We start from the raw sequence: 25,228 nt of genomic DNA on the forward strand, positions 1-25,228 counted from the left end.
CTCGCAGGCTTGGGCGCAGTTTACGCCAATCATTGCCCCGGACAAAGTCCTAGTATTTTTGTCGGGAAAGATTCTCGTCAGCCGCACTGTCGATACCGGCCTTGAGCCAGTGATCCTTGCGTTTACCAGCCATCAGAGATTCTCGTAGCGGTTCATGTCCAACACGCCCTCTTCCACCGGATCGGTTTCGTGCAAGTACTGGCTCAGATCATGGAAATAGAACCAGAATTGCGGATGACTGCGCCGAATTCCCCAACGTTCGACGATTTTCTCGAAACGGTTGGCATCCTTGGCGTTTTCCATGGCATCGACAAATTCGGGCACCTGATCGGCAGGAATATTGAAGATGAAGTTCGGATAACTGCTGAGGACACCCGAAAAAATAGTAAGGGTGTCCAACCCCGGCTGATAGCGCAGCGACTCACCGAGCAGGAACGCTACGTTGCTGTGCGCGCGGTTGCGCAACAGGCTGTAGACCTCACGTTTGCCGCTGGCGGTTTCAATGCGCAGCATGGTGGCTTCCGGCAATTGCTCGATGACTTTCAAACCGGCCGCCGGGCGCGAGGTCAGACGGCTTAGCGCCTGCTCGGCATTTTGCAGCGCCGGATCGATATTTGGCCGTGAGCAGTAAGCGCCGTCGCAGCGGTTGATCGGATCAGGATGTGCATTGAGATCACCGTAACGCGCCAGCAATTGCATGGCGAAGTCGTGTTTCGGGTCTTTCTCGTCGAGTTTCAGCGCAGTCGGTTTGTCGTCGTCAATGGCTTCGTAATCGAGCCACATCTTGAACTGGCCGCCGTTCTGGTACCAATCGTTGAGATAATCCTCGCGGGAATCGGCAGGCATCAGGCGCAGGAAGTTCTGCTCGGCACCGTTGCGGATCAGGTCGAAATACAGACGGGTTTGCGCCTGATGCGAGACGTTGCCGAACACGTCGAAGTTGACTGCCAACTGGTAATAGGTGCGCTCGAGCAAGGGATAGTCGAACAGCCACATCGTCTGCGGCACCTCGCCAATCAGGCCTTTGGTCACCGAAGCGCTGTCGAAGTGACGGAAAATGCTCAGCAACGCGTTGTCATTGCCGGCCCACAGGGTCGACCAGCTCGGGGCCGGGAGATCGGCGTAGCTGTCGCGGCGCAAAGCCTCGTATTCATTACGCTTGTCGCGGTAGTTGCGCCACAGGCTCAACACGCTGCCGACGTCGTCGTTCTGCCCCGGCATCGCCAGCAACGGCGTGGCCTGGCCGCGGTAGTTCGGGTCGGTGACATAGAGGTCGTGTTCCGGTGCCTGGAACAGCGCCCAGAAGTTGTCGCGGATCACGTCCGTGGCGATCTGCCCCCGGCACACCGGGCCGCGAATAAAGGTGCGGACAAAGTATTCGGCATTATCGAGCATGAACTGGTAACGCGCCTGCGCCGGAATCGCTTCGAACGTGGCAAACGGATTGGCGCGGCTCTGCGGGCCATAACCCGGTAATGCATTGGCCTGCCAGTTGCCGCTGTAGAACAAGCTTTTCACCCGTGCCATCTTCGCCGCGCTCAGCGGGTAGGTGATGTGGGTTTTATGCACGATCACCCCTTGCACCGGCCACAGGCGGTAATACACCTGAGTGCCCGGATCGTCGTTGGGGCGGCGGGTAGCGATCAGGTCGATCGGCTGCCCGCTCGGCGTACGCGAGCGCACCCACTGGAAATAATGCCCCGGCTCACCTTCCTTGAAATAGATGTGGGCGAGGTACCAGTGTTCGTACAGCCAGCGCCCGACCAGACTCTGCCGTGCGCCGGGGGCGTTGAGCAGGTTCTCCCACTGGACGATCTGCAACGCCTCTTTGGCGCTCGGCGCCAGACCCTGTTCATCAATTGGCGCTCCCGAGGCCAGCCAGCGCTGCAGCGTCTGATATTGCTGATCAGTCAGCCCGGTGACTGCCAGCGGCATGCCTTCTTTCGGATGTGCACCGGCATAGCCTTCGAACTCGGCGGGCAACGCGCACATATTCTCGCGGTTCAGGCCCAGTACGATGTCTTGCGGGAGTTTGGCGTTCGGCGTCAGTGGCGTCTTGTGCCCCAGCTCGAGCATGCGCGCCATCAGCGCCGCCTGACTGCCCTGCGCATCGAGCACCGAGTAGAAGTCTTTTTGCTGCCAGGCGCGCTTGCCGAAGGCGTCGTAGAACAGCCGGGTGGTCGGCGCTGCTTGTGAGCGCTCGCCATCGTAGACTGGCATCTTGCTCGCGCCACGGGCCGCGCCCTCGCCGCTGCCCAGGTTCAACTGGCAGGCCGAGTCGTAGCAGGCATGGCAGGCCACGCACTTCTCGGTGAAGATGGGTTGAATGTCCCGGCTGTACGAAATGCCAGGAGAAATCGAGGGCTCCTGCGCAATGGCGCCCCAGCTTAAGAACAGCAAAAAAATGCTGATGACGCGGTACGACATGCCCTAGATCCCGATCCTGGAAAAAAACGCCGCGATTCTACATTATGACGCCCGTACCAACATGAGCGATATTCATGCAAAAGCGCCACATGCTCTAAAACCGCACAGGTTTGCTATGATCCCGCTCCTTCGTAATGGTCTTTCCGAGTAGTCCAAATGTCCGATCGCAGCGTCCGCCTTCAAGCTCTCAAGCAAGCTCTCAAAGAGCGCATCCTGATACTCGACGGCGGAATGGGCACGATGATCCAGAGCTACAAGCTCGAAGAGCAGGATTATCGCGGCAAACGCTTCGCGGACTGGCCGAGTGACGTCAAGGGCAACAACGACCTTCTGGTCATCACACGCCCAGACGTGATCGGCGGCATCGAGAAAGCCTATCTGGATGCTGGCGCCGACATTCTGGAAACCAACACTTTCAACGCCACGCGCATTTCCATGGCCGATTACGGCATGGAAGAACTGGCCTACGAGTTAAACGTAGAAGGCGCACGGCTGGCCCGCAGGATTGCCGACGCCAAGACCGCCGAAAATCCGGCCAAGCCGCGTTTCGTTGCGGGCGTGCTCGGCCCGACCAGTCGTACCTGCTCGCTGTCGCCGGACGTCAACAACCCGGGCTACCGCAACGTCACCTTCGATGAACTGGTGGAGAACTACACCGAAGCGACCAAAGGGCTGATCGAGGGCGGCGCCGACCTGATCCTGATCGAAACCATTTTCGATACCCTCAATGCCAAAGCGGCGATCTTCGCCGTGCAGGGCGTGTTCGAAGCGTTGCACATCGAACTGCCGATCATGATTTCCGGGACCATCACCGACGCCTCGGGCCGAACCCTGTCGGGCCAGACCACCGAAGCGTTCTGGAACTCGGTGGCCCACGCCAAGCCAATCTCGGTCGGCCTCAACTGCGCGCTTGGCGCCAGTGAATTGCGTCCATACCTGGAAGAGCTGTCGAACAAGGCCAGCACCCACGTGTCCGCACACCCGAACGCCGGCTTGCCGAACGAATTCGGCGAGTACGACGAACTGCCGTCGCAGACCGCGAAAGTCATCGAAGAATTCGCCCAGAGCGGCTTTCTCAATATCGTCGGCGGCTGCTGCGGCACCACCCCGGGTCACATCGAAGCCATCGCCAAAGCCGTGGCCGGTTATGCCCCGCGCGAAATCCCGGACATCCCCAAGGCCTGCCGTCTGTCGGGCCTGGAGCCGTTCACCATCGATCGCAGCTCGCTGTTCGTCAACGTCGGCGAACGCACCAACATCACCGGCTCCGCCAAGTTCGCCCGCCTGATCCGTGAAGACAACTACACCGAGGCGTTGGAAGTCGCTTTGCAACAGGTCGAAGCCGGCGCACAGGTGATCGACATCAACATGGACGAAGGGATGCTCGATTCGAAGAAGGCCATGGTGACCTTCCTCAATCTGATCGCCGGTGAGCCGGACATTTCGCGCGTGCCGATCATGATCGACTCGTCGAAATGGGAAGTGATCGAAGCCGGCCTCAAGTGCATTCAGGGCAAGGGCATCGTCAACTCGATCAGCATGAAAGAAGGCGTCGAGCAGTTCATCCACCACGCCAAGCTGTGCAAACGCTACGGCGCGGCGGTGGTGGTGATGGCGTTCGACGAAGCCGGCCAGGCTGACACCGAAGCGCGCAAGAAAGAAATCTGCAAACGCTCTTACGACATTCTGGTCAACGAAGTCGGCTTCCCGCCGGAAGACATCATCTTCGACCCGAACATCTTCGCAGTGGCCACCGGTATCGAGGAACACAACAACTACGCGGTGGACTTCATCAATGCCTGCGCCTACATCCGTGACGAGCTGCCGTACGCGTTGAGCTCCGGTGGCGTGTCCAACGTGTCGTTCTCGTTCCGTGGCAACAACCCGGTGCGTGAGGCGATTCACTCGGTGTTCCTGCTGTACGCGATCCGCGCCGGCCTGACCATGGGTATCGTCAATGCCGGGCAGCTGGAGATCTACGATCAGATCCCGCAGGAGCTGCGCGACGCCGTTGAAGACGTGATCCTCAACCGTACGCCGGAAGGCACTGACGCCCTCCTCGCCATCGCCGACAAGTACAAGGGCGACGGCAGCGTCAAGGAAGCCGAGACCGAAGAGTGGCGCAACTGGGACGTCAACAAGCGTCTGGAGCATGCGCTGGTCAAGGGCATCACTACGCACATCGTTGAGGACACCGAAGAATCGCGCCAGTCGTTTGCGCGCCCGATCGAAGTGATCGAAGGCCCGCTGATGTCGGGCATGAACATCGTCGGCGACCTGTTCGGCGCCGGCAAAATGTTCCTCCCGCAGGTGGTGAAATCCGCTCGTGTGATGAAGCAGGCCGTGGCGCACTTGATCCCGTTCATCGAACTGGAAAAAGGCGACAAGCCGGAAGCCAAGGGCAAGATCCTCATGGCCACCGTAAAAGGCGACGTACACGACATCGGCAAGAACATCGTTGGCGTGGTACTGGGTTGCAACGGCTATGACATCGTCGACCTCGGCGTGATGGTCCCGGCAGAGAAGATTCTGCAGGTCGCCAAAGAGGAAAAGTGCGACATCATCGGCCTCTCCGGCCTGATCACGCCGTCGCTGGATGAAATGGTTCACGTCGCCCGCGAGATGCAGCGTCAGGATTTCCACTTGCCGTTGATGATCGGCGGCGCGACCACTTCCAAAGCGCACACCGCAGTGAAGATCGAACCAAAATACAGCAACGATGCCGTGGTCTACGTGACCGACGCCTCCCGCGCAGTGGGCGTGGCGACGCAATTGCTGTCGAAAGAACTAAAGGCCGGCTTCGTCGAAAAGACGCGCCTGGAATACATTGATGTGCGCGAGCGCACCTCGAACCGCAGCGCCCGCACCGAGCGCCTGAGCTACGCTGCCGCCATCGCCAAGAAGCCACAGTTCGACTGGGCGAATTATCAGCCGGTCAAACCGACCTTCACCGGCAGCAAGGTACTGGACAATATCGATCTCAAAGTCCTGGCCGAGTACATCGACTGGACGCCGTTCTTTATCTCTTGGGACCTGGCCGGCAAGTTCCCGCGCATTCTTGAAGACGAAGTGGTCGGTGAAGCCGCCACCGCGCTGTACAAGGACGCGCAGGAAATGCTCGCCAAGCTGATCGACGAGAAGCTGATCAGCGCCCGAGCAGTGTTCGGCTTCTGGCCAGCCAATCAAGTGCATGACGACGATATCGAACTCTACGGCGATGACGGCAAGCCTTTGGCCAAGCTGCATCACCTGCGCCAGCAGATCATCAAGACTGACGGCAAACCCAACTTCTCGCTGGCCGACTTCGTGGCACCGAAGGACAGCGAAGTGACTGACTATGTCGGTGGCTTCATCACCACCGCTGGCATCGGCGCCGAAGAAGTGGCCAAGGCTTACCAAGACGCTGGCGACGACTACAACTCGATCATGGTCAAAGCCCTCGCCGACCGTCTCGCCGAGGCCTGCGCCGAATGGCTGCACCAGCAAGTGCGTAAAGAGCACTGGGGTTATGCCAAGGACGAAGTCCTCGACAACGACGCGCTGATCAAAGAACAGTACAGCGGCATCCGCCCTGCTCCGGGCTACCCGGCCTGCCCGGATCACACCGAGAAAGCCGCATTGTTTGCCTTGCTCGATCCGGAGGCTGAAGAAATGCGTGCCGGCCGCAGCGGCGTGTTCCTCACCGAGCACTACGCGATGTTCCCGGCGGCAGCTGTCAGCGGCTGGTACTTCGCCCATCCACAGGCGCAGTACTTTGCGGTCGGCAAAATCGACAAGGATCAGGTGCAGAGCTACACCTCGCGCAAAGGTCAGGAGCTGAGCGTGACCGAGCGTTGGCTGGCGCCTAACCTCGGTTACGACAACTGAGATTCGGCGGGGCATGGCAACTGTTTGCACCATGCCCCTCCGGTCATTCGGTCAAGGCCGCGATGACGGGCCCGGTTGTGGAGAGGAAGGTCGTTGGGGCAGCGCTTGTCCGCCCACCGTCGCCAGCCTCTTTACTTCTGCGCGGGACAATTCGATCATTTTCTCGTTGCGTGCGCTGCTCAGCTCGATCTCCAGCAGGTTCATTGCGATTTTGAATTGCTCGGTGAGCTGTGCATCACTTTCCCAGTCTGGATACGAGTCCTGGACTTCACTGACCCGCGTCGCCATGTCTTGCTCCAGTGCTTCGAACACCTCGGGATTGCGCTCAGTCAGGTAACGCGCCCAGTAATCGCGCGAGACCAGATCGCGAAGGAAGTCATCGGACGCCTCGGCGGCGAGCACGCTGTTGCGCGCATCGATCAGTTCCTGCCCGCGAATGGGTGTGCCGTACAGCATATGCTCCGGTTGTCCGGGCAGCTCCAGGCCATCGGGCCAACCCGTGGTCATACCAATCCGGTATTGCAGGCGAATCTCCGCTCGATCCTGGTGAATTCCGGCGGCCTCCGCCAGGCGATCGACTTGTTCCAGGCGAAACAGTTGCCGTGACAGATCCAGCAACGCCCTGCCCCGCAGATCCACAGACTGGCGCGGAACGTCACGCAAGGCGTTGAACGTGTAAACCCGGGTTTCCATTTCGCTGAAGGCAAGGATGCGACCGTCGGCACAGGTCAGATGAGTTTGTGCGTCGAGAAACAGCATCTGGCGCAATTCGGTGTTCTCTGCCGCGGCCTCCATGACGCCCCACAAGCGGTAACTCAGGTGTGCACGGGACAGCTTGAAATCAGTGGTATCGCGCAAGGTCCTGATCAGGTTGAAGAACGCCTCATTACCGTCTTCCCAAGCGAGACGTAGCCACAGCCTCGTGCGCTGGGCGCGCAAATCCGTACGGGTATCGATAAGCCACGGATCAAGCGCCTCCTGCGTGACGTGAAGTGTCGGGGTTTCAATGTTTTCCGGCTCCTCCACCTCGGCATGCATGTCAAAATGCTCTGCGCCGTCGTCACCGTCGGAGCTCGTATCCGAATCCGAATCCGAATCCGAGCCGGAGCCGGAGCCGGAACCGGAACCAGACTCATTTTCCGGTCGATGGCTGAACGCCGAGATTCGCAGATCCAGATCACTGCGCGAAATGCCCATGACATCGATGTCGCCGCGGGCAATGCTGTAATCGCGCAACCGCTCCAGGCTATAGAGGGACAGCACTCCGTTATCGTCCAGAAGCGTGCCGCGAACCAGCGTTTCACGGCTCGGTTCCAGCATCCTCACCGGGAAGGACTGCAAATGATTGCCCCTCAGGTCCAGCGTTTGCAGGTGCTCCAGCTCGACCGCACCGGAAGGAAAGTAGTGGAGGCCGTTGTACGCCAGACTCAGGCTTTCGAGGCGGCTGAACCCGCTGGCATCAAACTCCTCCAGTTGGTTATTGCTCAGATCCAGCCAGCGCAAGCGATCCCCGCGCAGTCGATAAAGTGTTTGCGGATCAGAAAAATGATTGCCATTGAGCTGCAGGCGTTCGAGCCGGGCCATGCTCGGTACGGCGTCCGGCAACGCGGTCAGCTCATTGCCTTCGAGCAACAGCGTGGTGAGGTCAGGAAACGCGCTCAGAAAACCATTGGAGCCTTGCGCGGTGATGCGGGCTCCGGTGAGTACCAGCCGCTCTACTCCCGGGAATGCAACAGACAGACTCGGCAAGTCGCCTGTTTGCAAGTGCATGAGATCCAGTACTCGCCCTGCATCAGACTTTGAACCCAGCAGGTTGTCCTGCCAGCATCGATAGATCTGCTTTGCCGCACTCCCTCGACTTTCCGCCGAGATCAGCGTTCTGGGTGTATGGATCTCGCGGATGTACAGCCAGCCGTTCAGTTGGCGTGCCAGCGCTTCGCCTGTCTGGTGAAGGTCATTGAGCCGCGCGTCGATCTGCACATCCGTGAGGCCTTCGCTGCGCAGGCGCGAAAAATAATCCGCGGCCCGGGCAGGGCTTATGAGCGAGTCGAGGTCGCGTAAACGGCTGACGAAACCGGCAGCGCCTGGCGTTGTTGCGGATTGTCGGGGCAGCGGCAGCAGATTCTCTGCGACACTCCAGCCCGTCTCCAACGGTGGAAAAACGCTCGGCACCGGTTCCTGCGCAAAGCGCTGCAAAGCCCCAGGGGGCAAACCTTTGGCGCCTTCGATTCGCTGCAACGCGGCGTTCAGATCGGTCTTGCCGGCAGGACTGAAGTCGTTGCCCGTCAGATTGGTTTTCATCAAGACATCTTCGTGGGAAAGCACTTGCGACGGAATCTGCGTAATCGCATTGTCGCGCAGGTCGATCCAGTTCAGTCCGGCCGTATTTTCGGCACCCGTCGGCCATGTCTTGAGTCCGGTGACCCACAGGTTCACAGCCTTGAGGTTTGTCAGCGCACTGAGGTCGAGTGCGCCCAGCGGATTACCGCAGACATTGAGATATTCGATATGGGTCAAACCATTGAACTGACGTTGTACCTCTGGCGTTACGGCAATGCGGTTGGTAGACAGGTTCAGTCGGATCAATCGAGGCAGGTCGGTTGACGATACCGGCAACTCGGTCAGATCACCGGCCTCGATTTCCAGACTTTGGGTTTCGCTGAAAGCCCGGACGAATCCACGGACCTGCGCGGCAGGCGCCGCCATCCAGAACAGGCGCACGCTCTTCACGTGAGGAAACAGGCCGGCAGGCAGCTCCGGCAGCGTTTTGAACCTGGGGTCACCGCGTACATTCGCGGCCGCACCTGTAGGCGGCAGTTGAAACACCGTTGTCTCGAAGGGCAGGTCGTAACGCTTGTACACAGCGTCGCGCCAGGTCATGCGCAGCGCTTTCAGCAAATTGGAATCAGGCATTTTTTTCCACTGGTCCAACACCTCCACCGTTCGTAATCCAGAGGCCTGAGTCGGTTCATGGAATTGACGGAAGATGCTGGCGTACTCGACACTCAGTGCCTGAACGGTTTCTACATCCAGGCTGAGCAGTCTCGACCGAAGCGGAGCGAATTCACCCGGCATGCGCAACAGAAACTCCAGTTCGCCCAGAACGTAATCGCGTTCCATCCGTTCCAGGTCCACCAGGTGGCCCAGCGTCGCTTCCCGGGCTTTGACGTAGTCACGGGCACGCTTGAAATCCTCATAAGCGAATTCACGCCAGTTCAGCGATAACCCCGCCCACTGTTTGTCATGCCCGGTATAGAACCCCTCGGGAATGGAATGGATCGAGGTGGCCTCCATGTTGAGACGTTCCAGCCGGGGCAGATTGAGCGTGTCCTCAGGCCATTGCGTCAGGTGAGGCGCCCTGATTGTCAGTTTTTTCAGTTTCACCAGAGGTGCCAGATTATTGTCCAGAATCACCTTGTCGAAACCAAAGTTGACTATTTCAAGCTCTTCAAGGTTCGTCAGCGTTTCCAGGGTATTGCCAAAATATTCAGGAAACGACAAGGCATGGGAGGTATAACTCAGGCTCTTAAGCGATGTCATCGAACTCACCGAACGAGGCAGCTCCGTCAGTTCCCGGCCGCGAGAACCCAAGGCACTGAAGAGCTGGCTGCGCGAGCCGATTTTGAGTTTCTCCAGCTTGGGAAACCGGGCCAGAAAACTATCGGCATTGGTATCCGTGAGGCCATGTCCATGTATGGACAATTCACGTACGTGGCTGAAGTCCACAGTGAGCGTCGGCAATGGATCATCGCAGTCAATCTCCACTCGAGCCGCTTGCGGGTTTTCTGTGGCCAACGGTCCTGAACGCCAACTCCTTTTCAGCGCCCGCGAAGCATTTTTCCTCCGCTCCCACGCTGTTTCCATACCCGGTCGACCGAACACATCTCTGGCTCTCGGATCTTCAGGCCCGACCCATGCTTCGAGCATCGACTTCAAGGTGTCCCATTCCTTCAGGCTGTCATTTAGCTGGTTGGCGATTTCCCGTTCCGATTTACCGGCTCGCAAGTGTTGGAGGATGAAGTCTTCGGTCTGGCGAGGGGTCAGATCCGGGTAGACGACGCCGACCTTCGCTGTCAGCTCCGGATTCAACGCTGGGCCACGTCCACTGGCGTAGTAGCCAACCTGCGTGGCATTGATCCGCACCGGTGGTTTGAACGGACGGGCTTGCGGTTCCAGCACCGCCAGCACATCACCGCGATGTCGCTCGGCCTGCTCAATGATGTTGCGTTGCAAGTCTACGCTTTGACTGACATTCGGCAGGCCCAGGCGGACTCGGGCCTCATCGGGTAAAGCGTGCATGATCGAGGCGTAGAAGTTGTCGCCCTCTCTGGACAGGCTGTTGAGTTCTTCGCCGCGGTCATTGAACGCCTGAAACTGCGCTCCCTTTTTCACCAGATAACGCTTGTCCGCCGCAGACTCGTCGCCGACGCTGTCGAGCAGCGCCCCCGAGATACTGTCCTGGCGCACCTCCAGACGCAGGGTGTCTGACCAGCCCGGCAAGCGCTTTAACGCTTGCAATGCCAGGCGCCGACTGTCGGCCGATGCCATGTTGTCACTGCGCAGCCCCGCATAGGCTCGGGTCTGTCGGCCCTGGCGCGCATACCAGCGTGCTTCCTCCAGCATGCGCATGGGCACGCGACGGGTTGAGGCGAATCGTTCGAGATCGTCGGCCGCAGCATGTTCAAGGACTTCCTGTGCCGCCGCTTCGCTAAGTCCCGGACAGGCTCGCTGCAACACGCTGACCCGGACATCGGTGGGCGACGTACCGCGATAAAGACTGTCGAACAGTGCTGGCTGACGATTACGGGCATATTCCGCGATCTGCTCGCCGAGCTGTTGCGCCCTGTCGGCGGGGGCAGGTGTGCCTCGTCCACGAAACAATTGTGGAAATTCGGATTCATCGAGTCCGTTGACAATGCGGGTGGTCAGTTCCCCGTTCAGAATCTGCGGGCGGGTCAAACGGATCGGCGCCTTGGCAGCGACGCCGGACGGCAGGTGTCTGGCGCCGTACGTGACCGATGGGCCGGACAGCTGCGGCCCCTCGAACGCTTGCACTGTCCGATCCTGCGGCCAGTACGGCATCTCGGTCATCAGCGGCAAAGCGTACAGATACGTCTCATTGATCGGTCGGGTTCCGCGCAGCTGCTCGATAACCTGCCCAGTTTCCCTGTCGGCCTTGAACAGACGCATGGCGTCCGTCAGCTCCGGGGGCGGTACCGCAAGGTCGACGTGCATTTTACGCAACGCGTTGTCACTGACACCGCTGACGTCGGCAATCCTGATCAACTCGTCGTCGGAAAAGCCTTCGGTGACATGGCCCATGCGCCGTAACAGGGTCAGACGATCCCACTCCAGCGGGCGCTCCAGGGAATGCTGCCAGGCACCGCGGCCATTGCTCTCAAGAACCGGTTGATAGGCCGCGGCGTTGGTCGGATGCTTGATCCGCCATTTGCCTAGCGTCTCATCGAAGAACTGCTCGTAAACCCGGCCGCCCTGTCGGATACAGGTCTTCCCGTCAACCACATGCTGCCCAGCTTCATTCGGAACAGCGCTGGCGTCGAGGGCAATATTGGCTTCATAGCCGTTGAGGTCAGGCTTCCAGAGCCGGGTCTGACCATTGGGCAACGTCACCGGTTGCAGCTTTTCAATCACCGGAACAGGTCTGGCCGCCGAGAACTTGCGCGCACCGGCACCGACCCCGACCATCAAGGCAATCTGCGCGAGGTTTTCCGCCACATCGATCAAATGGTCCTTGGCCGCCCGGCGGTCGCCCTCGCCCCACTCGACCACGCCCTCGAGGGCTTCGTACAGCAACTGGCCGGCCATCACCACCATCATCACTTCGCCCAGCACCGGTACGAACATCGACACCATGTTCAGCCCAAGCAGGCCAATCTGCATCAGATGCGCCAGTTTGGCCTCTCTTGCCCGTGCATCGACCTCGGCGGTCGGCACCGCATGGCTGCGGGCATCCGCCAGCACCTTGGCGCGGTTCTGTTTGTAGAGGTATTCCCAGAGGTCTTCGTTGGGCGCCCAGATGCCGTGTCCCTTGCGGGTGACGGTCGACGGCGCGAGGTACGGATCCGGTGCCGGCTCCAGCTTCGCCGCCGGTGGCGGCGGCAACTCCTTGAAGCGAGTGAGCGCAGAAGCGGGGCTCAGCGTCTCACCGATGGTGCGCCATGGTGAGCGCCAGAAGTCGCTGGGGGAATCGGCCGTCGCCTGCGTGAACTGGCTGAAATAGTAGGTCCGTTCCTTGTACGGAACGAACTGGCTAAAGAAGCGCTGATATTCGGTCGGCTCGGCGCTCGTGGCCTGTGCGTCAGTGCGTGTGGTGAACAGCCGCTTGAACTCGTCTTTCATTTGCGAGCCGCTGTAGCGCTTGAGCGGATGTTCGGGATCATGGGGAATATAGAGAATCACCTCATCGCTGTAACGGTACTTCTCGCAGATCGAGAACGCCACGCAGCCGGTCATTCTTTTCTTCATCAGCCCAAGGTCTTCGAACCACACCTGTTTGTTGCCGATCCACGGATGCATTTCACCGTTGATGACCTGCAGGATCATCGTGTAGTCCGCCGCTTCGATGTCCTTTTTCAACAGGGCCTGCTCGGCGGCGGCGCGCATTGCGGTTTTCTGGCTGGCGATGAACTGTTCGCGCAGGGCCGCCTCCGTGACGGCGTCAGCAGGGTGGAAAAAATCTTGCAGGTAGGTCTGGTATTGCTTGCCGATGTCAAGTTTGCGGCACAGGGTCAGAAACTCGCTGACCGTCAGGTTGACCGTCACCGCCTCGTAGAGGTCCGGCGTGCTGCCCGCCACCACGAAACCGGAAGTTTCATGGTAGGCCCCCGCCTCGCATTCATAGGCTTCGAAGTTGTGCAGCGCCGCATCGAGCATCGACAGTTTGAGAAATTCGAACGACGACAGCTCGATGCCAAAAACCCCTATTTCCAGAGGCCGCCGCAGGCACAGCAGGGTCTTGTCGACGTCCACCTGCACTTGATGCTGATCGCTCAGCGCCTTGATCAGCAGGGGGCGGGCAAAGGCTTCGATGTCCTGAAACCCGGCCATGGTTTTATCCAGACGATTTTGCGCGATGATGCTGGCCGTGAAGCTGTCAACCAGAGCCTGGCGCTGACTGGGCGAAGCGCTCAGATACCAGGCTGGCAGAACGGTGTGGCTGCTCTTGAGCGCTTCGCGTCGTTGCGCCGTTGCGTCGGTCAGCCAGTCTGGAACGGTTTTTTCGAGAAAGTCGCCATGCAGGCTTTGTGTGGCCCTCAAGGGCTTGGTGGTGACGGCGGGTTTAGCCTGCGACACCGGCTGCGCCGGTGTCGGATTGGGTGGGATGACGTTCATGATCACTCCTTGTAAATGGAGCGACCAGCAAACCATTTGCGGTCAGTGCAGCTGCGGTATCCCGCTATCGCGTGGCCGGTAACTGGTAACGAAATTTGTGCGCTGCATCGATGCTGTCTGCACACACCCGACGGCAGCGACAACGTTCGCTTGCGTTTCAGGTGCCAGACTCGACCCGGCTGTTTTCAAGGTTGCCATGAAGGCCCCGGCCTGGGCGAAAGACGACCAGGTGGCTCGCTTTCATCCGCGAGACTTTGCAAGTCATGGACCTCACGACGGGTCAGCTCGACCAGTTGTTGCTGGCGCTGGCGTTCCATTGCCTGGTCCAGTTCCGTCAATTCCCGGTCGTACTGCCCGGTGTTGATTTCATCCCGGGCGAGTCGTTCATCCAGCACATTCCAGCGTTGCTGACGCTGCTGCTCCACCGTGTCCTTGATCGTGTTCATCTCCAGCGGGTAGCGTTCTTGCAAGTAATCAAGCCAAAACTCGCGGGTTGCCATGCTCACCAACAGCGCGTCGCTACGTTCTGCCTCAAGGATCGACGCACGGGTTTGCGCCTGGAGTTCGCCACTGATCGGGGTGCCGAACAGCATATGCGCCGGTTGTCCGGGCAAATCCAGGCCATCGCCCCAGCCACGGGTCAAGCCGATCCGATAACGCAAACGAACCTCAGCGCGATCAAGACCTTGCGCTGCGGCCTCGGCCACGGTCTCGACCCGATCCAGACGAAACAATTGCCGAGACAACCGCACCAGCGCCTGGCCCCTGCGCATCACTCGATTCAGCGGAATATCGCGCAAGGCGTCATGCACAGCGACGCGCACTTCCATATCGCTGAACGTCAGGATACGTCCGTCTGTGCAGGTGCCGTGGGTTTCAGCGTTATGAAACAGCAACTGGCGCAGTTCAGTGTCTTCGCTGGCGGCTTGCATCACCCGCCACACCCTGCGTGTCAGGTCGGCCCTGACCTGTTTGAAATCCTGGGTCTGGCGCAACAGACGAAGCAGGTGGAAAAATCGCTCATGGTTTTCCTCATGTGCCAGCTGCGTCCAGATTGCACTGTTGCGCTCGCTCAATTCAGCGTTCATATCCGCCAGCCAGGGTTGCAGAGAACTCGGCGAAACTTCATGAGCCGTATCCACAATGTCTTCGACAGGCGACACCGATGCGTGGGAGTCATGACTACCGATGCTGCCCCCGGCGACGCTATTGCTGTCATTGCCCGAGTCTGAAAAGTCGCTGGCGTCACTGCCGAAGATTTGCGCGTGAATCATTCCATCAATGTCCCCGCGGGAAATCCCCAGGCTATACGAAGAGTTGCTCACTCGGGCGTGATACCTGAGCCGCTGCAATGACGCAAGCGACAGGTTGTCGTTCTCGGACAAGTCCGTACCGGCGACCAGGCGTGCGTGATGGCCGTTGAAGAGTTCCTCGGGAACTTCGGTGATGTCATTGCCGCTCAGGTTCAACGTTTGCAGACGGGGTGCCTCCAGAGCACCTGCTGGCCATTCGTTCAAAGCGTTGTAACGCAGATCCAGGGTTTCCATGGCGCCGAAGCCGGGCGGGTTGAATCCGCGCAAATGGTTATAGCCCAGATCAAGCCAGCGCAGACGCTCACTGGCCAGCAATGGATAAACACTGGTTGCGCTGTCGAGGCCGCAGTACTGCATTTCCAGACGCTCCAATTGGCTCATTTGCAGCACAGGGCCTGGGACTGCCGTCAGTTCATTGCCACTGACGATCAATCTTTCAAGGTTGGGGAAGGCATTGAGGAAATCGTCTGATCCTTGCCAGGTCATGCCCACGCCCTGCAGATCAAGGGTCGTCACCCTCGGAAAGCGCGCCAGCAGCGCCGGCAAATCACCGGTTTGCAGGCCTTGAAGGCTGAGTTCAAGACCTTGTCCACTATCGTTTTGCGTCAGTCCTTCAAGCCAAGCCTCACGGATGCGTATCGACGCCAGAGAACGATTTTGCGCATTCACCCGGCGTCGGCCCATGCGCACTTCGCGGGTGTACAACCAGCCATTCAACTGACGGATCAATGTTTCACCGGCCTGGTGCCAAGCGCTGATCTGCGCGTCAATTTGACCATGACTGAGCCCGGCGTCGCGCAGCGTCCGTACCTTCAGCGCCGCTCGCTCTGCCGTCATGTTCGGGCTCAAACGCTGCACGCGCCTGACATACCCCGCTTCGCCGTGAACGACTGCTCCCTGTTCGGGAAGCGGCAATAACAGGCTGGAAAATGAACCACCCGTTTCCACAGGCGGAAAATAGGCTGGCACCGGCTCCCCGGCGAATCGCGCCAACGTACCGGGCTCAAGCCCTCTGGCCTGCTCAATGCGCTGCAATGCCGCATTCAACGCTGCCTCACCTTCAGGGCTGAAGGCATTGGCGGTCAGGTTGGTTCTCATCAGCACATCGGGATGCGACAGCGCTTGCGGCGAGAGTGCTGCGATCTGGTTTTCACGCAGGTCGAGCCAGGACAATCGCGGCAGGTTTTCGGCGCCGGCAGGCCAGGCCCGCAATGTCGTCGCTCTGAGGTTTAGCGCCTGTAGCCCGGTCAACGCGCTGACATCCAGATTGTTCAGCGGGTTATTGCTCAGGTTCAATGTCGTGAGGTGCTGCAAACCATTGATCTGCGTCTGCACAGCCGGCGTAACGACAAGCCTGTTGTTGGACGCATTGAGCATTCTCAGGGCTGGAAAGTCCGTACCGGCGAACGGCAACTCAGTGAACGCGGTCACGCTGATATCGAGGAATTCAATATTGCTGAAGGCGCGGATAAAACTGCGCGCCTGCTCGATGGGTACATTCAGCAACCCCAGCCGTAATGTACGCACATGGGAAAAACTGCCGACTGGCAATGGTGCCAGTTCGGTAATCGTCTGTTCGCCCGCTTGCACGGCGAAACTCAAGCCCGACTCGGGCAACTCGAACGTTTCCACATTGGCCGGCAGCCCATAACGCCGCCGGATCGCACCGTGCCAGCTGTTTTTCAGGGCGCGCAAAATGGTCGCGTTACGGCCCGACGCCCACGGCGGCCTGGCAACGACATGGCGTGAACCTCGCTGTTCGGAGGCGGCGTAAAACCGGGCAAAGATTGCATCGTGCTCAGCCCTCAGCTGCTCGACCGCGGTAAATTGCGCCTCGGGTGTGGCCCAGGCGGCATCGAATGTTTCCGGGAAGGGATCGACGAAACTCGGCATGGCGGACATCGCCTCCAGTTCGGCGCGGCAATATTCGCTGACCATCTGATGCAGATCGACCAGATGGCCCAAGTCGCCGTCGTAGCGCCTGACATAGTCGTATGCGCGCCTGAAGGCTGCCGGCGTCAGCTGCGCCCAGTCGAGCGACAATCCGGCCCAGAGCCGTTCCTGGCCGTTATACAGTGAATCAGGCAATGTACTGATCAAACTGCGCGACAGATCCAGACGCTCAAGTTGCTCAAGTCGCTCGACGTACGCGGGCCATTGCGTCAAGGCGTTGGGGGCGTCTATCTGCAACCGACGCAAGGCCGTCAAGGGTGTCAGGTCGAACCGATGCAAGAGAGTGGAATCGACTCCCGAATAATCGATGCGCAGCTCTTGCAAAGACGTCAACGCACCAAGCCTTTGCCCGAAGTTCTCCGCCAGCAAAGGGGCATGGGTGGTGAATCGCAGGCGTGTCAGCCCGGACAACCGACTGACAGTATCCGGCAATGTAGTCAGCGGCTGATGCCCGGAAGGCCGCCCACCGAAGCGCGGGCCCAGGTCACCCAGGGACAAGTTATCAACGTTCGGAAATTGCGCCAGAAAGGCATCGGCATTGGCATCCGTTATGCCGCTGCCCGTCACCGAAAGTTCGCGCACATGGGGGAAAACGGTGGTCAGCGCGGGCAGTGGCTCGTCACAAACCAATGACAGGCGCGCCGCTTCTCGGGTCTGCTCCGCCAGTGGGCGATTGCGCCAGGTTTCCCTGAGCGTCTGCGCAATCTGAAACCGGTGCTGCGCCGCCTGACTTCCGGAAGGGGCAGCCTGCCATTGCTCAAGGGTGGTATTGAGCGCATCCCATTCGAGCCGACGGGTTTGCAGCACGGTGTAGATCGCCGTATCGCCAAGGTGAGCGTGCTGGTTGATGAAAGCGGCGGCCTGTCGCGGCTCCGGGTAGAGCTCTTCCACTCGCCAGGCCAGCGAGGGATTGAAGCCAGCACCGCGCCCGCTGGCGTAATACCCCTTGAGTCTTTTACCCACCCGGGCTGGCGGTTTGAACCATTTGCCGGGAGATTCCAGCAGGCGCGGGACTTCAAGACGATGAAGGTGGGCCGATTCGAAGATCTTGTTCTGCAAGACATGGCTGCTCAGGTTGTCGGGCAGGCCAATGGCCGTACTGACGTCCTCGGGCAGCGCGTGCAGGACTGCCATGTAGAAACTGTCCTCTACTCTGCGCACGCGGTTGAGCGCCCGTCCGGCCTCATCCACTGCCTGATAATAAGGTCCGTTTTTTACCACGTAGCGTTTAATCGGCGCGGTGGGCTCACCGATGCTGTCGAGCAACGGTCCGCTGGTGCGGCCTTCTCGAATTTCCAGGCGCAGGTTATTTGGCCAGTCCGGCAGCTGCTCCAAGGCATGCAAGGCCAATCGCCGGCTGTCCGCCGTGGCAAGACTTTCGCTGAGCAAACCGGCAAAGGCACGGGTCTGTCGCCCTTGACGAGCATGCCAGCGGGCTTCTTCAAGCATCTTCAACGATGAACGGCCAGTCGCATCCAGGCGAGCCAGCTCGTGGGCCGAGGCATGCTCCAGCACATCCTGCGCGGCCGCATCGCTGAGACCGGGGCACTCGCGCTGCAATCCGCGAGCGCGAGCACTCACTGACTCTCCTCCCCGGTACAGACTGTCGAAAATCGCTGACTGGCGCTCATAGGCGTACTGGGCGAGTCGCTGACTGAACACATCAGGTCTGCCGGGACGAAACTGCGCATCGCGGATGCCCAGCAATTGAATGATCTCGTTTTCCTCCAGTGCCGCCAGAATCCGCGCCGGCATTTCCCCGTTCAACACCTGTGCGCGGCTGAGCTGGATGACGGGTCTGGCGGCAGTCGCCGGCTGCAGTTTTTCGGCGCCATACCGGATAGACCTGCCAGACAAACCAGGGCCATCAAACACCTCCAGCACCCGACCGTATGGCCAACGCGGAATGTCGGTCACCAACGGCAAGGCATACAGATAGCGCTCATCAATAGCCGCCGCCCCCCGCAATTGCTCGATAAATTGCCTTGCCCCCGCATCCGCCTTGAACAGCCGCATGGCATCAAGCAATTCAGGTGGCGGCGGTGCATGGTCCATATGCATCTTGCGCAGGGTGTCATCGCTGACGCCGCTGACATCGGCCAGGTTGAGTAACGCTTCATCAGAGAATCCATCGGTCACATGCCCCATGCGCCGCAGCAGTGTCAACCGGCCCCAGGCCATCGGGCGTTCCAGCGTCAGGCGCCAGGCGCCCCTGCCGTTGTGGCCAAGCAACGGCTGATAAGCGTTGTGCTCGGTGGGATGTTTGAGCCGCCACTGAGCGTGCGACTCATCGAATACCTGCTCGTAGAACTTTTCGCCCTGGCGAAAATAGGTTTTGCCGTCGATCAGGTACTGCCCCAGTGCATTCGGCCCCATCGACCGGGGCGGTGTGACGTCACTTTCATAGCCACTGAGGTCGGGTTTCCACAGGCGTTTCTCGCCGTTGGGCAAGGTCACCGGGTGCAAATTCTCGAGCACCGGCTCCGGTACGAGCGTCGTGAGCTTGTCGAAACCCGCTCGGGCGGCGGCCATCGCGGCAATCTGCGCGAGGTTCTCGGCCACATCCAGCAGATGCTCCCTGGCGGCGTGCTTGTCACCCTCGCTCCACTCGATCACCCCCTCGATGGTTTCGTACAACAGTTGGCCGGTCATGACCAACATCATGACTTCGCCCAGCAAGGGTATGAACATTGATCCAACGTTGGCTGCCAGTAGTCCGAACCGCAGCAGCGCAGCGAGTTTGGCGTCGCGCGCCTTGGCGTCGACATCACGGGTTGGAACCGCACGAAAGCGGGCGTCAGCAAAGACTTTGTCACGGTGCTTTTCGTAGAGGTAGGCCCACAGGTCGGCGTTTGCGGCCCACGGGTAAACGGACAGGTGTGGCATCAACGACACGCCAACATAGGGGTCCGGTTCGGGCATCATCTTCGGGTGTTTGGGTGCGCTACTCCAGATCTCGAAAAAGTCCAGGGTTGTTTGCAGAATCTTGCGCCATGGCGACGACAGCCAATCGCCAACGGAGTCGGCTGATTTCACGAACTGGCTGAAATAGTAGGCGTGTTTTTCATACGGTAAAAACTGGCTGAAAAAGCGCTGATAGGCGGTGGGTTCCGTGCTATTTGCCTGTTGTGCATCCCGGGCGGAGAACAGGCGCTTGAGCGTGTCCCTCAGTTGTGTCCCGGCATAGCGCTTGAGCGGATGCTCGGGGTCGTTGGGTACATACAGAATGACTGCATCGACAGGACGATATTTGTCGGCGATCTTGAAAACAACACAGCCGGTCAACCTGTGCCTCATCAGGCCCAGGTCTTGAAACCAGACCTGTTTGTTGCCCACTCTGGGATTTCTCTCGCCGTGGATGACCGAAAGGATCATGGTGTGATCTTCCTGGCGGATGTCCTTCGTCAACAACGCTTGATCGGCCGCTGCACGCATGGCGGCTTTTTGGCTGGTAATGAAATGGCGGCGCAACGTCGCCTGCGTATTGGCATCGGCAGGATAGAAAAACGACGTGAGGTACGTTTGGTATTTCGCACCAATGTCCAGTTCACGACACAGACCGAGAAAGTTCCTGACCGACACGTTGACCGGCACGGCGGAGTATTTACCCGGGGTGGCGGTTTCCTTTACGAAGCCGGAGCTGCGGTGAAACGCACCGTACTCGCATTCTTCTGTTTCGAAATTGTGCAGTGCAGCCTGCAGCATCGGCAGCGTCAAGGCCTCGAATGTGCCCACTTCCTCGCCCACAAGACCTAGGCGGATCGGGCGTCTCAGGCACAACAGGGTTTTGTCGATATCCACTTCGACGTCAAAGCGGCTTTTCAGCGCCTGTAACAACAGGGGTCTGGCAAACGCGTCAATGTCCTTGAAGGAAGACATTGTTTTATCCAGCTGCGTCTGGTCCATGAAGCTGTTTTTAAAGCTGGCATCCAGACGCTTGCGCTGCTTCGGCGACGCTCTCGTGTACCAGCCGGGCGGGACCGTCCCGGCCCGTTTGAACTCAGCCTTCCTTTGCGCAGAAGCATCGATCAGCCATCGCGGCACCGAAGCTTCAAGATAGGACGCGTGAAGACTGTTTGTAGCCGAGGGTTTTACCGGCCTGTCGGCGGCCTGCGGATTCAAGGAATCGGGGGACATACATCGCTCCTGTAAATGGAACGACAGCACATCACCCGCACCGACCTGCCAGGCGGTACATAGTTATAGGCTCAGGGAAGACTTGTAACAGTGTCTGAAGCCACGCGCTCAGTCATCCGCACGCAATTTGACTATGCTTGGGAGGCACAAATTTCGAGGAGGGATTTATGGACGATCCAGTCGATAACAAGCCGCCGAGCTTCTGGCAAATGCTGCACAGCGTAATGGCAGCGGCATTCGGGGTGCAGAGCGGCAAGAACCGGGCAAGGGATTTCACCCATGGCAAGCCCAGCCATTTCGTGATCCTGGGCATTCTCTTCACCGCAGTGTTTGCCCTGGCATTGTTTGCCATCGTCAAACTGGTGCTGCATTTCGCCGGAGTCTGAGGCGGTCAGCGCATCAGCGTCTGCAAGCTGAACGGGTAGCGGTAGGAATACGGTTGCCCCTTGGCGGAAAGCTTGCGGAAATTCACGCCGTAGTTCAGTGACTTGCCCATGGCCAGCATTTGTCGGGCATGCTGTTTGTCGATCAATTGCAACAATGAAATCTGTCGGTCTCGGCCGCCGTAATGATCCAGTTCGACACCTTGTTCAACGTCATGCAGCTCGACCAACGCCCAGCCACCCAGCGTGAAGTGTCCGCCGACCAACGCGCTCAGGCGCCCGTCAACCAAAGCCTGCAGGGCCGTCGGGGAGGTATTGACCGCACTGAACAAGGCATCTTTGCCGGGGACTTTGCCGGTCTCGGCGTACGCGCGCATGGCGCCAAAAGCCATTTCATCATTGGCCGACCACACCAGCGAAACGTTCGGGTAGCGGGCAAACAGCTGTTTGGCCTGCTCATAGGCGCGTTCTTGCGTCCAGCCGCTGTACACCAATTGCCGCAAGCGTGTTTGCGGATGTTCGGCCAGCGCCCGCTGCATGCCACGCTCGCGCAGTTGCGCCGAGGGCGTGACCTTCAGTCCCGAGAACGCCAGCACTTCAATCGGCTCTGCAGCGGATGTTGACGGGTGCAGGCGGATCAGTTCCTTCATCATCAGGTAACCGCCTTCCTCGTCGTTCGGCACCAGACTGCCAATGCGATCGTCACGCTGGCCAAGCAACGCCTGCTGGTCAGCGGTCAGCGCGGCGTTGACCATAAACAGCTTCACGCCGCTGTTCTCGGCCAGACGCATGATTTGCGGGGCGACGTATTGTTCGTTGACGAACACCAGATACTCGGGACGATCCGGCCCCTGCAGTGCGAGGCGCGCCTGAGCGAGGGTCAATTCGGGCTGGCGCTGGGAATAGAGAATCTGCAGATCGATGCCCAAATCATGAGCCGCCGCCTGCATGAATTGCGAATAGCTGACCCAGAAGGCTTCTTGCGTCGAGCCCGGATTCAAAAACAGTACAGACTCTGCCCGCGCGCCGGTCTGGAACAGCGCGCCGAACAACAGAAGAGTGATGTGGAAAAACTTGAACATGAAGCATCCGGGCCAGGGAAAAATGGCCGCGCATTATAGCCCTCGTTCCATCGGCTATTGATGCCTGATCCCGTTTCTGTCCGACAATCTGTCGGAAGCGGGCCCGGATGGGTCGTTTACTGATGGCTGACCCAGAATACCGCTGTTCCCACTACGAGAATGATCAGGAACAAAATGGCCCACGCATCGACACTGCTGTCGCTTTTTCTTGCCTTGGTCGGATTGCTCATTGCATCGCCTCTTGTCGGTTTTATCGGTGATTGCAGAAAGACTCGACCACAGTTAAGACGATGATTGTCCGCACGACAAATGTGGGTTAGTTGACAGCCATTCTCGTTAGGCGATTTGGTTCTTTACATATACTCAAACATCACTTTTGCGCATAACTGCAAACGGGTATATTGCCCCGGCTCCGTTATGGAGTGCGCGGCCGTGCGCGCAGAATTGCAGAGGCACAATCGGACTCCAGCAAGCGAAAACGCAGCGTTTTCCGAGTAGCCCAAGCCTGAGAACAGGACTTATATGTACGTATACGACGAGTACGATCAGCGGATCATCGAGGACCGCGTCAAGCAGTTCCGTGATCAGACCCGACGCTATCTGGCAGGTGAGCTGAGCGAAGAAGAATTCCGCCCCCTGCGCCTGCAAAATGGCCTGTACATCCAGCGCTTCGCGCCGATGTTGCGTGTGGCGGTGCCTTACGGCCAACTGACTTCGCGCCAAGTGCGCATGATGGCCAGGATTGCCCGCGACTACGACAAGGGCTACGCCCACATCAGTACGCGGCAGAACGTACAGTTCAACTGGCCGGCGGTGGAAGACATCCCGGACATTCTGGCTGAACTGGCCACCGTGCAGATGCACGCGATCCAGACCAGCGGCAACTGCCTGCGCAACGTCACCACCGACCAGTTCGCCGGTGTCGCTGCCGACGAAGTGATCGACCCGCGCCCATGGTGCGAGATCGTCCGTCAGTGGACCACGTTCCACCCTGAATTCGCCTACCTGCCGCGCAAGTTCAAGATCGCCGTCAACGGCTCGACCGCTGACCGTGCGGCCATTGAAGTCCACGACATCGGTCTTGAGCCGGTGCACAACGCCGCCGGCGAGCTGGGTTTCCGTGTGCTGGTCGGTGGTGGCCTCGGTCGTACTCCGGTGGTCGGCGCGTTCATCAACGAGTTCCTGCCGTGGCAGGACCTGTTGAGCTACCTCGACGCCATCCTGCGGGTCTACAACCGCTACGGCCGGCGCGACAACAAATACAAGGCGCGGATCAAGATCCTCGTCAAAGCCCTCACGCCTGAAGTGTTCGCGCAGAAAGTCGATGCCGAAATGGAACACCTGCGCGGTGGCCAGACCACGTTGACCGAAGCCGAACTGCATCGCGTCGCCAAGCACTTCGTCGACCCGGACTACAAGGCGCTGGACAACCAGACCGCGCAACTGGCCGAGCTGGACAAAGAGCATCCTGGCTTCGCCCGCTGGCGCACCCGCAATACCCTGGCGCACAAAAAGCCGGGTTATGTCGCCGTGACCCTGTCGCTGAAGCCGACCGGTGTTGCCCCGGGCGACATCACCGACAAGCAGCTCGACGCCGTCGCCGATCTGGCCGATCGCTACAGCTTCGGTCAACTGCGCACTTCGCACGAACAGAACATCATTCTGGCCGATGTCGAGCAAAGCCAGCTGTTCACCCTGTGGGGCGAACTGCGTGAAGGCGGTTTCGCCACGCCGAACATCGGCCTGCTGACCGATATCATCTGCTGCCCTGGCGGCGATTTCTGCTCGCTGGCCAACGCCAAGTCGATCCCGATTGCCGAATCGATCCAGCGTCGTTTTGACGACCTGGATTACCTGTTCGACATCGGTGAGCTGGACCTGAACATCTCCGGTTGCATGAACGCCTGTGGTCACCACCACGTCGGCCACATCGGCATCCTCGGCGTGGACAAGAAAGGCGAAGAGTTCTATCAGGTGTCCCTCGGTGGCAGCGCCAGCCGTGATGCCAGCCTGGGCAAGATCCTCGGCCCGTCCTTCGCTCAGGAAGCCATGCCGGACGTGATCTCGAAGCTGATCGACGTGTACGTTGAACAACGTACCGAAGACGAGCGCTTCATCGACACCTACCAGCGTATTGGCATCGACCTCTTCAAGGAACGCGTCTATGCAGCGAATCATTAAGAACAACGAAGTCGTCGACGAAACCTGGCACCTGCTGCCCAAGGATTTCAACATCGACGAGATCAGCAACTGCGACGACCTGATCGTGCCGCTGCACCTGTGGCGCGAACACAGCCGCATGCTCATGGCCCGCGATGGTGGCTTGGGTGTGTGGCTGGACGCTGATGAAGAGGCCGAGGAAATCGGTGAAGACGTCGACAAATTTCAGGTGATTGCCCTGAACTTTCCAGCGTTTACTGACGGCCGCAACTATTCCAATGCCCGTCTGCTGCGTGACCGTTACGGTTTCAAAGGCGAACTGCGGGCGATAGGCGATGTGCTGCGCGATCAGCTGTTCTACATGCACCGCTGCGGTTTCGACGCCTTTGCCGTGCGTGCGGACAAAGACCCGTACGAAGCTCTGGAAGGTCTCAAGGACTTCTCGGTGACCTATCAGGCCGCCACTGACGAACCGCTGCCACTGTTCCGTCGCCGCTAAGCGAGCAGGTTTAGCGCGGACAAAAAAACGCCGGTCATGTGACCGGCGTTTTTT

The 25,228-nt window shown here is 59.3% G+C and carries 8 protein-coding genes; 4 read left to right on the forward strand and 4 right to left on the reverse strand.

Going from position 1 to position 25,228, the window contains the following annotated elements:
- Positions 1 to 132 precede the first annotated feature (132 nt).
- Positions 133 to 2,427 carry a fatty acid cis/trans isomerase gene (locus ACM6IV_RS09625; RefSeq protein ID WP_414869753.1) on the reverse strand — a complete coding sequence of 765 codons (2,295 nt, stop codon included), beginning with the start codon at positions 2,425 to 2,427 and terminating at the stop codon, positions 133 to 135.
- Positions 2,428 to 2,583: 156 nt separating this feature from the next.
- Here ACM6IV_RS09625 and metH point away from each other — a divergent pair, with 156 nt between their 5' ends.
- Positions 2,584 to 6,294 (forward strand): methionine synthase, encoded by a 3,711-nt coding sequence (gene metH / locus ACM6IV_RS09630; RefSeq protein WP_414869754.1) that lies wholly within the window; start codon positions 2,584 to 2,586, stop codon positions 6,292 to 6,294.
- A gap of 51 nt (positions 6,295 to 6,345) precedes the next feature.
- On the opposite strand, the gene ACM6IV_RS09635 is transcribed toward metH, so the two are convergent.
- Both ACM6IV_RS09635 and ACM6IV_RS09640 read right to left on the reverse strand, forming a co-directional pair.
- Positions 6,346 to 13,647: an NEL-type E3 ubiquitin ligase domain-containing protein gene (locus tag ACM6IV_RS09635; protein ID WP_414869755.1), complete on the reverse strand. Its 7,302-nt coding sequence runs from the start codon at positions 13,645 to 13,647 to the stop codon at positions 6,346 to 6,348.
- Positions 13,648 to 13,832: 185 nt separating this feature from the next.
- The gene (locus ACM6IV_RS09640; protein ID WP_414869756.1) at positions 13,833 to 20,792 is read right to left on the reverse strand and encodes an NEL-type E3 ubiquitin ligase domain-containing protein; all 6,960 of its coding nucleotides are present in this window, start codon (positions 20,790 to 20,792) and stop codon (positions 13,833 to 13,835) included.
- A 425-nt stretch (positions 20,793 to 21,217) separates the two neighbouring features.
- Between ACM6IV_RS09640 and ACM6IV_RS09645 the strand changes: the two genes are divergently transcribed.
- The gene (locus tag ACM6IV_RS09645; protein ID WP_414869757.1) at positions 21,218 to 21,436 is read left to right on the forward strand and encodes a DUF2970 domain-containing protein; all 219 of its coding nucleotides are present in this window, start codon (positions 21,218 to 21,220) and stop codon (positions 21,434 to 21,436) included.
- A gap of 5 nt (positions 21,437 to 21,441) precedes the next feature.
- Here the strand turns inward: ACM6IV_RS09645 and ACM6IV_RS09650 are convergent, their stop codons facing one another.
- Positions 21,442 to 22,515 (reverse strand): ABC transporter substrate-binding protein, encoded by a 1,074-nt coding sequence (locus tag ACM6IV_RS09650; RefSeq protein ID WP_414869758.1) that lies wholly within the window; start codon positions 22,513 to 22,515, stop codon positions 21,442 to 21,444.
- Positions 22,516 to 23,037: 522 nt separating this feature from the next.
- On the opposite strand from ACM6IV_RS09650, the gene ACM6IV_RS09655 reads away from it, so the two are divergent.
- A complete protein-coding gene (locus tag ACM6IV_RS09655) occupies positions 23,038 to 24,696 on the forward strand; it encodes a nitrite/sulfite reductase (protein ID WP_414869759.1) in 1,659 nt (552 codons plus the stop codon).
- Positions 24,680 to 25,174, forward strand: coding sequence for a DUF934 domain-containing protein (locus tag ACM6IV_RS09660; protein ID WP_414869760.1), 495 nt, complete (start codon positions 24,680 to 24,682; stop codon positions 25,172 to 25,174). Before ACM6IV_RS09655 ends, ACM6IV_RS09660 begins: the two co-directional genes overlap by 17 nt.
- The last annotated feature ends 54 nt before the right edge of the window (positions 25,175 to 25,228 follow it).

It is taken from the genome of Pseudomonas sp. IT-347P, from assembly GCF_949768005.1.
Lineage (GTDB): Bacteria > Pseudomonadota > Gammaproteobacteria > Pseudomonadales > Pseudomonadaceae > Aquipseudomonas.

Bases quoted from the DNA above. Each gene is read 5' to 3' on its own strand.
- ACM6IV_RS09625 (WP_414869753.1), bottom strand. From the start codon at position 2,427: ATGTCGTACCGCGTCATCAGCATTTTTTTGCTGTTCTTAAGCTGGGGC.
- metH (WP_414869754.1), top strand. From the start codon at position 2,584: ATGTCCGATCGCAGCGTCCGCCTTCAAGCTCTCAAGCAAGCTCTCAAA.
- ACM6IV_RS09635 (WP_414869755.1), bottom strand. From the start codon at position 13,647: ATGAACGTCATCCCACCCAATCCGACACCGGCGCAGCCGGTGTCGCAG.
- ACM6IV_RS09640 (WP_414869756.1), bottom strand. From the start codon at position 20,792: ATGTCTTCCTTCAAGGACATTGACGCGTTTGCCAGACCCCTGTTGTTA.
- ACM6IV_RS09645 (WP_414869757.1), top strand. From the start codon at position 21,218: ATGGACGATCCAGTCGATAACAAGCCGCCGAGCTTCTGGCAAATGCTG.
- ACM6IV_RS09650 (WP_414869758.1), bottom strand. From the start codon at position 22,515: ATGTTCAAGTTTTTCCACATCACTCTTCTGTTGTTCGGCGCGCTGTTC.
- ACM6IV_RS09655 (WP_414869759.1), top strand. From the start codon at position 23,038: ATGTACGTATACGACGAGTACGATCAGCGGATCATCGAGGACCGCGTC.
- ACM6IV_RS09660 (WP_414869760.1), top strand. From the start codon at position 24,680: ATGCAGCGAATCATTAAGAACAACGAAGTCGTCGACGAAACCTGGCAC.